We start from the raw sequence: 13202 nt of genomic DNA, 5'->3' as shown, positions 1-13202 counted from the left end.
CATTGGAACCTGATCACTCTCAAGGATGAAATGATCGTTCCCGGCGGCACCTGCCCGTCATGGATATGAGATAGTGGCGGTTTTCCACTCAGTCAATGGACCCGACCATGTCCGACAAGCCGCGCAATTTCGCCACCCGCACCATCCACGCTGGCGAGCAGTCCAGCGTCGCCGACAATGCCATCTTCCCGGCCATCGTCACCTCCAGCTCGTTCATCAAGCGCGGCCTGGACGACAACCCCGAATACGCCTACAGCCGCGTCAGCAACCCGACCAGGCACGCCTACGAAACCTGCGTCGCCGCGCTGGAAGAGGGCGTCGGCGCGGTCGCCTGCGCCTCGGGCGTCAGTGCCACCGCCACGGTACTGGAACTGCTGTCCAAGGACGCCCACGTGGTGGTGATGAACGGCGTCTACGGTGGCACCTTCCGCCTGCTGGAAGATTACCGAGGGCGCACTTCGGGGCTGACCACTACCTACGTCGATCTGAACGACATCGACGCCGTGGCCGCGGCGATCCGCCCCGACACGCAACTGATCTGGATCGAGTCGCCGACCAACCCGCTGCTGCACCTGGTGGACATCAAGGCGGTGTGCGACCTGGCCCGCGCCCATGGCGTGATGACTTGCATCGACAACACCTTCTGCTCGCCGTGGAACCAGCAGCCGATCACCCTGGGCGTGGACCTGGTGATGCACTCGGCGAGCAAGTACATCGGCGGCCACTCCGACCTCACCGGCGGCGTGGTGGTGGCGGCCGACCACGAACTGCTGGGCCGTTTGCGCAAGATCAGCATGGCGGTCGGCGCGATCCAGGGGCCGTTCGACTGCTACCTGGCGCTGCGTGGGCTCAAGACCCTCGACGTGCGCATGGAGCGTCAGAGCGCCAACGCCCTGCGCGTGGCGCAGTTCCTTGAACATCATCCGCAAGTCGAGCAGGTGTACTACCCAGGCCTTGAAAGCCACCCGCAGCACGCGCTGAGCAAGCGCCAGATGCGTACCGGCGGGGCCGTGGTGGCGATGCGCATCAAGGGCGACCGGGCGGCGGTGAATCGCTTGGTCGAGGCGCTGTCGATCTTCGTCCTGGCCGACTCGCTGGGCGGTGTGGAGAGCATGATCAACCACTCCTGGAGCATGTCGCACAACTCGCTCAGCCCGGAGCAGAAGGGCGTGATGGGCATCAGCGAGAACCTGGTGCGGCTGTCGATGGGGATCGAGGACTACCGCGACCTGATCGAGGACCTGGATACGGCGCTCAAGGCGTCGGCCTGAACTGAAAACATCGCGGGGCAAGCCCGCTCCCACGGCAGCGGTGGGAACGGGCTTGCCCCGCGATGGTATCGATATCGGGTAATCAGGCCTTGGGCGGATGGACGATCCGCTCGATCTTGTCCTTGAGCAGCAGGCGCTCCTTGCGCAGCAGGTTGACGGTGTCGTCGTTGGTGCCGTTGCCTTCGGCGGCCACCACTTCCTTGTCCTTGGCGTTGTATTCCTTGTGCAGCTTGTGCAGGTCGTGGTTCTTGTCGATGAGGGCCTGGAACTGGTCGGCGGTAACGTGCAGGTCTGCGAGCAAATCATGCGGAACTGGCATTTGTTCACCTCTTTCAGGGGTTGGTAGACGAGCCTGAACCATGAGGATAGCCGCCTTTGCCGCTTTGCGTGACTGGGGTAGGCTGTCGCACATTCTCCCGCGACCGGAACCCGCGCCATGCCTCACCTGAACCTGGAATACAGCGACAACCTGCGCCAGTTGAATGTCGATCAACTGCTGCTGCGTCTGAACCACGCCCTGGTCGGCAGCGGCCAGTTCGCCGACGAACTGGACATCAAGAGCCGCGCCCAGGCCTTCGCCCAGTACCGTGTCGGTACCGTGCCGGGGGCGCGTGCTTTTGCCCATGTGCGCCTGGCGATCCTCAGCGGGCGTTCTCAGCAGATCAAGCAGCAACTGTCCAGCAGCCTGCTGGAGGTGCTCCACGAAGCCCTTCCCGCCGAAGCCGGGCTGGATATCCAGTTGTGCGTCGAAGTAATCGATATTGATCGTGAGCCGTACGCCAAGCTCCACTTGCCTGGCTGAACAATCGCTGAATGAAACTTGTTTAATCGATGAAAGACGCCTTCCCACCAATTGTTGGCGTCTTTTTCACAAAAAATTGATGCTACGCTTTCTAGAGTTCGGCCAACTTCCCAGAGTGCCTTCCCGGCGCGCTGGCCGCTGACAACTCTCACTGCGAACACCATGCTGAAATTCAAATCCCTGCGGACTGAATGGGTCACGCTGCTGGCCAGCCTTTACCTGTTGATCGGCCTGAACACCTTTCTCTGGGAACACCTCGAAACCATTGTGCCGCCCGGCATGGTGGGGCTGTGGCTGAGCCTGGCGTTCGCCGTGCTGATGTTGTTCGCGTTCAACCTCGTGTTGACGTTGTTGGCCTTCCGTTATGTATTGAAACCGGTATTGATCCTGTTGTTCATGAGTGGCGCGGGCGTGGCTTACTTCATGAATCAATATGGCGTGCTTATCGATGCGGGCATGTTCCGTAATGTCGCCGAAACCAATATCGCGGAAGTTCGCGACCTGCTGTCGATCAAGTTCGCGTTGTATATCCTGCTGCTCGGTGTCGTGCCCTCCCTGCTGGTATGGAAAGCCCCCATCGCCTACCGCCCCTGGCACCGCGAGCTGTTCGGCAAACTGGTGGTCAGCGGCGCGTGCGTGGCGGCGCTGGGGTCGGTGGCGCTGGTCAACTACCAAGGGCTGTCCTCGCTGTTTCGCAATCACCACGAACTGCGCCTGATGCTCACCCCGAGCAATATCGTCGGCGCCTCCATCGGTTATGTCCGCGAGCAGATCGGCACCGCCGCGCACCCGTTCCAGGCCTATGGCGAGGATGCCCGTCGTGATGTGGCCTGGCAGCAGCATGAGCGCAAGTCGCTGACCGTGCTGGTGGTGGGCGAAAGTGCCCGGGCGGAGAACTTCGGCCTGCTCGGCTATGCCCGCGATACCACGCCAAACCTTTCGAAGGAGCAGGGGCTGCTGAGCTTCACCGATGTCCACTCCTGCGGCACCGAGACCGCCGTGTCGGTGCCGTGCATGTTCTCCGGCATGGGGCGCAAGGACTACGTTGCCAGTGTGGCGAAGAACCGCGAGGGGCTGCTCGACATTCTCCAGCGCGCCGGCCTGGCCGTGCAGTGGCGCGACAACCAGTCCGGCTGCAAGGGCACCTGCGACCGCGTGCAGTTCATCGATGTCAGCAACCTCAAGGACCCGGCCCTGTGTGCCGACGGCGAATGCCATGACGAGATCCTGCTGCAGGGCCTGGCCGAGCTGATCGACAACCTCGACAAGGACACCGTGCTGGTGCTGCACCAGATGGGCAGCCACGGCCCGGAATACTTCAAGCGCTACCCCGGCGCTGCCGAGCCGTTCACCCCGGTGTGCCGCAGCAATGCCCTGAACCAGTGCAGCCGTGAAGAAATCATCAACGGCTACGACAACACCCTGGCCTACACCGACAAGGTGCTGTCCTCGCTGATCGACACCCTGCGCAGCAAACAGGACAAGGTCGACACCGCGATGATCTACCTTTCCGACCATGGCGAGTCGCTGGGCGAGTACAACCTGTTCCTGCACGGCACCCCCTACGTGATGGCGCCGGATCAACAGAAGCATGTGCCGCTGCTGGCCTGGTTCTCCGACAGCTACACCCAGGACTTCGGCCTGGACACCGACTGCATGGCCAAGCTGCGCGACGCACCGCTGTCGCAGGACAACCTGTTCCACTCCATGCTGGGTTTGCTGCAGGTGCATACCGAGGTCTACAAGCAATCGCTGGACATGTTCGCCAGCTGCCGCCCATGGCTGGCAGCCGGCCGCTGACCGTACCAACGGTCGGCACCAAGGATGGCGTGGCTTGCGAGGTTTCACCCAGAGCGCCCGCGCCGTATATACTGCGCGCCAATGTAAGTGGGAGAGCCTCGTGGCCATCGAAATTCACTGGATCCGTGACGACCAGACCCTGGCCGAGCATTGCCAACGCTGGCGCAAGCTGCCTTTCGTCGCGCTCGACACCGAATTCATGCGGGTCGACACCTTCTACCCGAAAGCCGGCCTGGTGCAGATCGGCGACGGTAATCAGGCTTTCCTCATCGACCCGTTGCTGATCAGTGACTGGCAGCCGCTTGCCGACCTGCTCGACGACAGCGGCGTGGTCAAGGTGCTGCATGCCTGCAGCGAAGACCTCGAAGTACTGTTGCGCCTGACTGGCAAGCTGCCGCAGCCGCTGTTCGACACGCAACTGGCGGCCGGCTACCTGAACATCGGTTTCTCGATGGGCTATTCGCGCCTGGTGCAAGAGGTGCTGGGCCTCGAGCTGCCCAAGGGCGAAACGCGCTCCGACTGGTTGCAGCGCCCGCTGTCGGAAACCCAGGTCAGCTATGCCGCGGAAGACGCCGTGCACCTGGCCGAGCTGTTCAGCGCCTTGCGCCCGCGGCTGTCGGACGACAAGTTCGCCTGGGTGCTGGACGACGGCGCCGAACTGGTGGCAGCGCTGCGCCGCGAGGTCGATCCCGAGACGCTGTATCGCGACGTCAAGTTGGCCTGGAAGCTCGGCCGCCAGCAATTGGCCGTGTTGCGTGAGCTGTGCGCTTGGCGCGAGCGTGAGGCGCGTAACCGGGATGTGCCGCGCAACCGCATTCTCAAGGAGCACTCGCTGTGGCCGATGGCCAAGAGCCAGCCCGACAGCCTGCCGGCGCTGGGGCGAATCGACGAGATGCACCCGCGCACCATCCGCCAGGATGGTGAGTTCCTCATCCAGCTGATCAAGCGCGCCGCCGCCCTGCCGCAGGATCAATGGCCGGCGCCACTGCCCGAGCCGCTGCCCATCGAGGCCTCCGGCATCCTCAAGCGCCTGCGCGCCATCGGCCAGGCCGAAGGCGAGCGCCTGCAGATCGCCCCGGAGCTGATGCTGCGCAAGAAGACCCTCGAAGCCCTGCTCAAGAGCGGCTTCCCCAATGGCCCCTATCAATTGCCCGAGTCGCTGCGTGGCTGGCGCCGCGAGCGCATGGGCCAGGCCCTGCTGGACGACCTGGCGGGCGCCGGAGACAAGCAATGAAACGTATCTGTTCGATCTACAAGAGCCCGCGCAAGAACGAGATGTACCTCTACGTGCTCAAGGCCGACGGCCTGGAGCGCGTGCCCGAGGGGCTGCTGCCGTTCTTTGGTACCCCCGTGCACGCCTTCGACCTGGTGCTCAGCCCCGAGCGCAAGCTGGCCCGCGAAGACATCGCCAAAGTGCTGGAGAACCTCGACAGCCAGGGCTACCACCTGCAGATGCCACCACCGGACGACGACTACATCGAGCACCTGCCCGAAGAGTTGCTGCGCCGCAACGACCCGGCCTGATCCGCAGCGCCTTTCTTTGTCGTGGCCCGCTTGCCGGGCCACATTTCGTTGTTTGCCAAGGTTGTGTTTCACATGCGCGTTCTGATCGCTGAACAGGATCATGCCAACTATGCTCGCCTGCTGGGCGAGGCGGCACCGGACCTGGAGGTCCTGACCAGTGGCGATTCCGCCGAACTGGCGCGTCTGGCCTGCGACTGCCCGGTGTGGCTGGGGCAGCCGGACCTGCTGGCGAGCCTGTTGCGCCAGGGCCACAAGCCGCAGTGGCTGCAATCGACCTGGGCCGGTATCACCCCGCTGCTCGCCAAGGGGCTACCGCGCGACTACCGGCTGACCCGGGCAGTGGGCATCTTCGGCCAGGTGATGGCCGAGTACATGCTCACCTACATGCTGGTGCACGAGCGCGAGGTGCTGTCGCGTCTGGTGAGCCAGGTAGAGCGGCGTTGGGATGATCGCCCAGGTCGAACCCTGGAAGGGCGGCGGGTATTGATCGTTGGTACGGGAGACATCGGCCAGCGGGTTGCCGAATTCCTCGTGCCATTTGGCGTGACGCTGTATGGCGTGGCCAGCAGCGCTCGCGAGCAGGCGCCGTTCACCGAGGTGGTGGGGCTGGACCAGTTGCCGCGCATGGTCGGCCAGGCCGACTACGTGCTCAACCTGCTGCCCGATACGCCGTCCACCCATGACCTGTATGACGCGACGCTGTTCAAGTGCTTCCAGCCCAGCGCGTTGTTCATCAACGCCGGGCGTGGCGTGGCGGTGGTCGATGCCGACCTGGTGGAGGCGCTCAAGCAAGGCCACCTGGCCGGCGCGGTGATCGACGTGTGCCGCCAGGAGCCGCTGCCCCAGCGCCATCCGTTCTGGACCGCCTGGGGGTTGCTGCTGACCGGGCACAGCTCGGCACCGACCTCGCCGGCGGCGATGGCGCGCTTGTTCGTCGAGAATGTGCGGGCGTACCAGGCAGGGCAGGGGTTGCGTGGCGAGGTGGATTTCGCGCGGGGGTACTGAGTGTTCGCCGGCAAGCCGCTCCTACGCAAACCTGTAGGAGCCGGCTTGCCGGCGAACCCCCTCGTTACAGGCTGAACTCGCCTTCTGCGGCCAGCTCGCTCAGTGGCCGGCGCGGGCTCGGTACTTCACGGGCCTGCAGCCCCTCGGCCAGGGTCGCCTTGTCGCCCAGCTTGCCGATCGCCACCATCGCGTGCAGCACGTACCCCTCGGGGATCTTCAGCTCACGGCGCGCCAGCTCCTGGTCGAAACCGGCCATGCCATGGGTGTGCCAACCGCTGATGCTGGCCTGCAGCGCCAGGTGGCCCCAGGCCGAGCCGGTGTCGAAGGTGTGCCACAGTGCAGGCTTCTCTTCATCGGAGCCAGGGGCGGCAAAGGTGGTCTTGGAGATGATCAGCACCAGCGCCGAGGCATGCTGCGCCCAGCTGCGGTTGAACTCGTTGAGAATGCTCAGGTGGCGCTCCCAGTTCGGCGTGTCGCGGCGGGCGTAGAGGAAGCGCCAAGGTTGCGAGTTGTAGGCCGAAGGTGCCCAGCGCGCGGCCTCGAGGAAGCTCAGCAGGGTCTCCTGGCTGATCGGCTCGCCGGTGAAGGCGCGTGGCGACCAGCGGTTGATGAACTGCTCGTTGATGGCGTAGTCGGCGATGCGAGGGTTGGCGCTCATGGGTGCTCCTGCGAGAGGCGGGGGGAAACTCCGCACGCTACTGCGTCCGGCGAGCACTGACAAGCGGTCTGGCGTTGCCGCCGGACTGCCTCTAGACTGGCGCCGCCGCGCGCCGCGGATTCAAGTTGACTGCAGGAACACGTGTGATGAACGCTGACACCGCGCCCTTCTGGCGGCGCAAGACCCTCGACCAGCTCGACAGCAAGGAGTGGGAATCGCTCTGCGATGGCTGCGGCTTGTGCTGCCTGCAGAAGCTCGAGGACGAAGAAGACAACAGCGTCTACTACACCAGCATCGCCTGCAAGCTGCTGGACCTGCAGACCTGCCAGTGCAGCGACTACCCCAACCGCTTCAAGCACGTGCCCGACTGCATCCAGCTCACCCCGGGCAAGGCCGACCAGTTCAAGTGGCTGCCGCCGACCTGTGGCTATCGCCTGGTCAGTGAAGGGCAGGACCTGCCAGCCTGGCACCACCTGGTCAGCGGTGACCGCACGCAGGTCCATGAGCAGCGGATCTCCCGTTCGGGGCGCATGCTCAGCGAGAACGACGTGGATGAGGATGACTGGGAAGACCATCTGATTTTCCGCGCCGGTTGAGGCGCCCAGCCTAGCCGCCATCCGCCTCTGGGGAACAAGGAGTTTCTGTATGCGTCACCCGCTGTTGTTGGTTCTTGGCCTGCTGGCCAGTGCTCAGGTCTGGGCGAAGAAAGTCGACATTGATTATCAAGTTCGCTTGCTGCCACAGAGTGGCCAGGCCGAAGTGCGCCTGACCCTGGCCGATGGCGCGGTGGTGCGCAGCCTGGATTTCGACCTGGGTAAAAGCGGTGCCTACAGTGATTTCCTGGCCGATGGCCAGTGGCAGGTGCAGGGTGGCCGTGGCGTCTGGCATCCGGCTGCCGGGAAGACCAGCCTGAGCTATCGGGTGCTGCTGGACCAGCAGCCCCGAGGTGCGGCCCATGAAACGCGCATCACCCCACACTGGGCCCTGTTCCGCGGCGACCAGCTGGTGCCACCGGCGCGGCTCGACCAACATGACGGCACTGAATTGGTGGCACGCCTGACCTTCGACCTGCCGCCGGGTTGGAAAAGTGTCGAGACCGCCTGGCCGCGGATCGGTCGGCAGAAGTTTCGCATCGACGACGTATCACGCCTGTTCGACCGTCCCACCGGCTGGATGCTCGCCGGCAACCTCGGCAGCCGCCGTGCGCGCCTGGGCGAAACCGAAGTGACCGTCGCCGCGCCGCAAGGGCAGGGCATGCGGCGTATGGATACGTTGACCTTGCTCACGTTCGTCTGGCCGCAGTTGCAAGTGGTGTTCCCGCGCAATCCCCCCAAACTGCTGCTGGTCGGTGCCCGTGACGAGATGTGGCGCGGCGCCTTGGGCGGCAACAACTCGCTGTACCTGCACAGTGGTCGTCCGTTGATCAACGAGAATGGCACCAGCCCGGTGTTACGTGAGCTGGTGCAGTTGTTCGCCCAGATCAACGACCGCGATGGCAGCGACTGGCTGGGTGAAAGCCTCACTGACTACTACGCCACCGAATTGCTGCGCAGGGCCGGCGGCATCAGCGATGACCGCTATGAGGCGTTGCAGGCCCGCCTGCACAAGCAGGGCGCGAAAGTCACCCAACTCAAGGGGGCCAAGGCCGACGCCGCGCAGGTCGCCCGGGGCGTGTTGCTGCTCCAGGCGCTGGACCGCGAAATTCGTCTTCACAACCAGGACAAACGCTCGCTGGACGACGTCGCCCGGGCACTGATGCGCTTGTCCAGTGTCAGCACCGAAGAGTTCGTGCAGATCGCCGAGAACGTGCTGGGGCGCCAGTCCGAGGTGTTGCAGAGCAAGCTGCTGCACTGAGTCAGCGCTTCACCGCAACCCCGTAGGAGCCGGCTTGCCGGCGAACACCGGCGTAGCCGGTGCCACCCCTGCCAATTACTTGAACTTGGGCCCCGACCGAGTGTTCAGGCCCTTGGCCATGCGGTCATAGAGCACCACGTTGACCGTCGCCGCCAGGTTCATGCAGCCCTCGGTGGGGATGTAGATGGTCTCTTCACACCAGGCACGCACGTCGGCATCGAGCGAGCCGTCTTCGGGGCCGAAGATGTAGATGGCGCGGTCGGGGTGGGTGTACTCCGGCAGCGGCCGGGCACCTTCCACCAGTTCCACGGCCACTGGCGTGCAACCCAGGGGGATGATGCGCTGCAGGTCGTCGATGCCGATCAGCGGGATGTCGTAGTGCACCCGCTTGGTGTCGGTGACGAAGTCGCGGGCGCGCTCGTAGCGCTTGCCGGTGTAGAACACCGAATTGACGCCATAGCAGCCCGCGGCGCGCATCACCGAGCCGACGTTCTCCGCCGATTTGGGGTTGAACAACCCAATGCAGCTGTACCGTTTGTTCGCCACCTGTGGGGCCCTTCGCAAAAAAGAGCGCGATTATACGGGCTCGCGGACCTGGTAGGGGCGTGAATCGACGGTCAGTCCTTCTTCATCAGCGCGCCCAGCCCGGCAAACGGGTTGTGGGTGGCCACCGACGTTTTCGGCGTGCTCAGCGAACCTTCGCCGAAGTACTGCTGGTCGGTATAGCGCGAGTGCTCGTTGTCGTGGCAGTACAGGCACAGCAGCTCCCAGTTCGAACCGTCCTGGGGGTTGTTGTCGTGGTTGTGGTCGCGGTGGTGCACGGTCAGCTCCGACAGGCGCTTGCCAGAGAACTCGCGGGCGCAGCGGCCGCAGACATGGGGGTACATTTTCAGCGCCTTGTCGCGGTAGCCCATTTCCTTGTCGCGCTTGGCGTCGGCGAGGATGCGGTCGAGGCGGGCGGTGGCGTCGGAGGTGGAGCTCATGGTGTGACCTTTTTTCTGGTTCAGGCGAATGACGGTTATGCCATCGAGTCTAGCGCGCCTGTGGGGCGGGCGGACAGGCAAATCCGTGGCATTGGGCTTAGTCTGTAGGAAGGTTCAGACGGGAGGCTGCAGATGTTGCCTGTGATTCTTGCCGCACTGTTGCTTGGCGCAGCGCCCGCGGTCGACGCCGCCGGCCTGCAACAGCGGCCCTTGACCCCGGTGCCGGGCACGCCTGGCACGCCCACGCCCACCCCCTACCCGCAGATCACGCCCAGCACGCCGCCCAAGGCAGGCGACAACCAGCCCGGCGCGCCGCTGCTGCCGCCCATGCCGCTGCCGGGGCCGCCCAAGGATCAGCCATTGCCTGGGTTGCAACCACCGACACCCAAGGGGCCGGTCGACGACGATTAGATCTGTTGCGCCAGGCGCTGGCCGTCCTGCATGCGCAGGCGTTTGGACAAGGCCACGGCCAGGGCGCGAATGATGCGCGCGGCGATGCGCGGGGCGTCGTTGATCATCTTGTCCAGCGAATCGCGGCCCAGGGTCAGCAACTGGCAGTCGCTGGCCGCCACGCAGGTGGCCGAACGCCGCTCGCCGTCGAGCACGGCCATCTCGCCGAAGGCCCGGCCTTTGCGCAGGGTGGCGATTTCCACTGAGGTGCTGTTGGCGTCGCGCTTGCGTACCGAGACTACGCCACGGTGCAGGATGCACATGAAGGTGCCGGCGTCGCCTTCGTTGAAGATTGCCTGGCCTTCATCGACGGCGGTGAGGCTGAAGTAACCGGCGGCGGTGAGAAAATCGCCAGGCTGCAGGGTGTCGAACAAGCCGCAGTCCATGAGCATGTCGCGGATCTCGGCGTTCAGGTGCTGGGTGTCGGGCATGTGTTGTTCTTCTTCGCATGTCGGGAAAGCGCCGCGGTACCCTGTGGGGGCAACTGTCTTGTGCTGGCTGCACTGGCCCATTCGCCGGCAAGCCGGCTCCTACAGGTATGGCGCTGAACGCGTAGGAGCCGGCTTACCGGCGAATGGGCCAGTGCAGGCAATGCAATACAGTTTCTCCCGTAGGGAGCGCGTCACCTTCAGGTGGGGTGACCGATCCCTATGACAACGAAAAACGCGTTTTACACCACGCCCAGTTCATTGAAGACGAACGCGTACTCCAGCGCCACGTCGCGCAGCCCCTGGTAGCGCCCGCTCATGCCACCGTGCCCGGCGCCCATCTCGGTCTTGAGCAACAGCGGGTTGTGGTCGGTCTTGAGGGTGCGCAGGCGCGCCACCCATTTGGCCGCTTCCCAGTACTGCACGCGGCTGTCGTTGTAGCCGGCGACCACCAGCATGGCCGGGTAGGCCTGGGCGCGGACATTCTCGTAGGGGGCATAGGCCTTGATCCGCGCGTACACCTCGGGCTCCTCGGGGTTGCCCCATTCGTCGTACTCGGTGACGGTCAGCGGCAGGTCCGGGTCGAGCATGGTGTTGAGCACGTCGACGAACGGCACTTCGGCGATGGCGCAGCGGAACAGCTCCGGGCGCAGGTTGAGCACCGCGCCCATCAACAGGCCGCCGGCGCTGCCGCCGCTGATGGCCAGGCGATCACGGGCGGTGATGCCCTCGGCGACCAGGTGTTCAGCGCAGGCGATGAAGTCGCCGAAGCTGTTGTGTTTGTGTTCCTGCTTGCCGGCGCGGTACCAGGCCTCGCCCAGCTCACCGCCGCCGCGCACATGAGCGATGGCGAAGGCCACGCCGCGCTCCAGCAGGCTCAGGCGGGCGTGGGAGAACCATGGGTCGAGGCTTTCGCCATAGGCGCCGTAACCGTACAGGTACAGCGGCACGGTCTTGTCCAGGTCGACGCGACGGCGCACCAGGCTGATCGGTACCCGGGTGCCGTCCTTGGCCACCGCCCAAAGGCGTTGGCTGACATAGTCGTCGGCATCGAACGGGCCCAGCACCGGGGTCTGCTTGAGCACCTGCTGGGCGCCTGTGGCCAGCTCCAGCTGGCGCACCTGGGCTGGGCGGTTGAGCGCTTCGTAACGCAGGCGGATACGTGTGCTGGCAAACTCCAGGCTGTCCTGCACGTAGAGGCTGTAGGCGGCGTCCGGCAGCTCGACGCGGTAGGCCGGCAACCCTTGCGGGTGCACCTCGATGATCGGCAGGCCACCTTCTCGCAGGCTCAGGGACAGCGCCGTGGCGTTCAGGCTGACGCCTTCGAGCATGATGTCGTCGCGGTGCGGCACCAGCACCTGCCATTGCGCGCGGGCTGGCACGCTGTCCGCCGGCGCCTGGAACAGGGCGAAGTTGATGCCGTCCTGGTTGCTGCGGATGAACCAGCGCCATTGGCCGTCGAGTTGGCCATGGTCTGGATAGTACTCATGGCCTTCGACCCGCGCTGCCAGGCAGGTGAATGCGGCCTGCGGCGTGGCGGCATCGAGCACCCAGGCCTCGCTGGTGGTCTTGCTGTTGAGCAGCAGCACCAGCTGGCGTTCGGAGCTGGCGCGGTAGCAGTGCAGGAAGAAGCGCCCGTCGGGCTCCTCGAACACGGTGCTCGCGCCGGTCTCACCCAGGGTGTGGCGGCGCAGGCGCCAGGGGCGGTGGGTGTCGTCCAGCTCGGTGAAGAACAGTGTCTGGCTGTCGTTGGCCCAGGTCATGCTGCCATCGCAGTCGTCGAAGGGCAGGGTGGTCAGCGCGCCGCTGGCCAGGTCCTTGACGTACAGGGTGTAGACCTCGTCGCCACTGGTGTCGAGGCTGTAGGCCAGCAGGCGGTGGTCGGGGCTGACATTGAACGCGCCGAGGGCGAGGAAACCACCGTTGGCCAGGGCGTTGGGGTCGAGCAGCAGCTCTTCGCGGCTTTCGTCGACCGTGTTGCTGTCGTCGGCCGGGCGTGGGCAGCGGTAGTGGCGCGGGTATTCGTCGCCGGCAGTGGTGCGGGTGTAGTAGAGGTATGGGCCCCAAGGGGAGGGCAGCGACAGGTCGGTTTCCTGGATGCGGCCCTTGATCTCTTCGAACAGCTGTTCGCGCAGTGGGGCCTGGTCGGCCAGGCAGGCTTCCTGGTAGGCGTTTTCTGCGTTCAGGTAGGCCAGCACTTCGGGGGCGTCGCGGTTCTGCAGCCAGGCGTAGGGGTCGGTGCCTTCGGCCGGGCGGGCAATGGGGGGGCGAGGGGCGTTGGGCATTGGGGATCTCTTGGTTGGGGCTGCTGGCCTCTTCGCGGATAAATCCGCTCCTACCTACAGGTGCAGCGATATCCCTGTGGAGGCGGGTTTACCCGCGAAGAGGCCCTGACAGGCTCACTGCGCCGCTCGGGGGCAGCCTGCG

The 13202-nt window shown here is 64.9% G+C and carries 15 protein-coding genes; 9 read left to right on the top strand and 6 right to left on the bottom strand.

What is annotated here, in order from left to right:
- Positions 1-95 precede the first annotated feature (95 nt).
- Positions 96-1271, top strand: coding sequence for a trans-sulfuration enzyme family protein (locus tag PSEEN_RS18625; RefSeq protein ID WP_011535109.1), 1176 nt, complete (start codon positions 96-98; stop codon positions 1269-1271).
- 82 nt (positions 1272-1353) lie between these two features.
- Here PSEEN_RS18625 and PSEEN_RS18620 read toward each other — a convergent pair whose 3' ends face one another.
- Complete coding sequence (locus PSEEN_RS18620; RefSeq protein WP_011535108.1) at positions 1354-1590, bottom strand: DUF465 domain-containing protein; 237 nt, start codon at positions 1588-1590, stop codon at positions 1354-1356.
- 117 nt (positions 1591-1707) lie between these two features.
- On the opposite strand from PSEEN_RS18620, the gene PSEEN_RS18615 reads away from it, so the two are divergent.
- From PSEEN_RS18615 to PSEEN_RS18595, 5 genes are all read left to right on the top strand, one after another.
- Positions 1708-2073, top strand: coding sequence for a 5-carboxymethyl-2-hydroxymuconate Delta-isomerase (locus tag PSEEN_RS18615; protein WP_011535107.1), 366 nt, complete (start codon positions 1708-1710; stop codon positions 2071-2073).
- 162 nt (positions 2074-2235) lie between these two features.
- The gene (locus PSEEN_RS18610; RefSeq protein WP_011535106.1) at positions 2236-3873 is read left to right on the top strand and encodes a phosphoethanolamine transferase; all 1638 of its coding nucleotides are present in this window, start codon (positions 2236-2238) and stop codon (positions 3871-3873) included.
- 100 nt (positions 3874-3973) lie between these two features.
- On the top strand, positions 3974-5107 hold the full coding sequence (rnd, locus tag PSEEN_RS18605; RefSeq protein ID WP_011535105.1) for a ribonuclease D: 1134 nt from the start codon (positions 3974-3976) through the stop codon (positions 5105-5107).
- Positions 5104-5397 carry a YcgL domain-containing protein gene (locus PSEEN_RS18600; RefSeq protein ID WP_011535104.1) on the top strand — a complete coding sequence of 98 codons (294 nt, stop codon included), beginning with the start codon at positions 5104-5106 and terminating at the stop codon, positions 5395-5397. The genes rnd and PSEEN_RS18600 overlap by 4 nt, the downstream gene beginning before the upstream one ends.
- Before the next feature lie 72 nt (positions 5398-5469).
- Positions 5470-6402 (top strand): D-2-hydroxyacid dehydrogenase, encoded by a 933-nt coding sequence (locus PSEEN_RS18595; RefSeq protein WP_011535103.1) that lies wholly within the window; start codon positions 5470-5472, stop codon positions 6400-6402.
- Between the two features lie 64 nt (positions 6403-6466).
- On the opposite strand, the gene PSEEN_RS18590 is transcribed toward PSEEN_RS18595, so the two are convergent.
- Positions 6467-7060 (bottom strand): nitroreductase family protein, encoded by a 594-nt coding sequence (locus PSEEN_RS18590; RefSeq protein ID WP_011535102.1) that lies wholly within the window; start codon positions 7058-7060, stop codon positions 6467-6469.
- Between the two features lie 146 nt (positions 7061-7206).
- Between PSEEN_RS18590 and PSEEN_RS18585 the strand changes: the two genes are divergently transcribed.
- Entirely contained in the window at positions 7207-7656 is a 450-nt protein-coding gene (locus PSEEN_RS18585; RefSeq protein WP_011535101.1) for a YcgN family cysteine cluster protein, read from the top strand.
- Between the two features lie 49 nt (positions 7657-7705).
- Positions 7706-8914: a hypothetical protein gene (locus tag PSEEN_RS18580; RefSeq protein WP_011535100.1), complete on the top strand. Its 1209-nt coding sequence runs from the start codon at positions 7706-7708 to the stop codon at positions 8912-8914.
- Positions 8915-8989: 75 nt separating this feature from the next.
- Here PSEEN_RS18580 and PSEEN_RS18575 read toward each other — a convergent pair whose 3' ends face one another.
- Together PSEEN_RS18575 and PSEEN_RS18570 are read right to left on the bottom strand one after the other, a co-directional pair.
- Positions 8990-9460, bottom strand: coding sequence for an RNA methyltransferase (locus PSEEN_RS18575; protein ID WP_044488345.1), 471 nt, complete (start codon positions 9458-9460; stop codon positions 8990-8992).
- 71 nt (positions 9461-9531) lie between these two features.
- On the bottom strand, positions 9532-9897 hold the full coding sequence (locus PSEEN_RS18570; RefSeq protein WP_011535098.1) for a YajD family HNH nuclease: 366 nt from the start codon (positions 9895-9897) through the stop codon (positions 9532-9534).
- Between the two features lie 132 nt (positions 9898-10029).
- Between PSEEN_RS18570 and PSEEN_RS18565 the strand changes: the two genes are divergently transcribed.
- Positions 10030-10308: a hypothetical protein gene (locus PSEEN_RS18565; RefSeq protein WP_011535097.1), complete on the top strand. Its 279-nt coding sequence runs from the start codon at positions 10030-10032 to the stop codon at positions 10306-10308.
- Here PSEEN_RS18565 and PSEEN_RS18560 read toward each other — a convergent pair.
- Positions 10305-10778: a cyclic nucleotide-binding domain-containing protein gene (locus PSEEN_RS18560; protein WP_011535096.1), complete on the bottom strand. Its 474-nt coding sequence runs from the start codon at positions 10776-10778 to the stop codon at positions 10305-10307. The two genes, PSEEN_RS18565 and PSEEN_RS18560, sit on opposite strands and share 4 nt — an antisense overlap.
- A gap of 239 nt (positions 10779-11017) precedes the next feature.
- Complete coding sequence (locus tag PSEEN_RS18555; protein ID WP_011535095.1) at positions 11018-13060, bottom strand: S9 family peptidase; 2043 nt, start codon at positions 13058-13060, stop codon at positions 11018-11020.
- Positions 13061-13202: the final 142 nt, after the last annotated feature.

It is taken from the genome of Pseudomonas entomophila L48 (assembly GCF_000026105.1).
Lineage (GTDB): Bacteria > Pseudomonadota > Gammaproteobacteria > Pseudomonadales > Pseudomonadaceae > Aquipseudomonas > Aquipseudomonas entomophila.
Note: the sequence above shows the minus strand (reverse complement) of the source record. Positions and strands in the feature narration are given on the sequence as shown.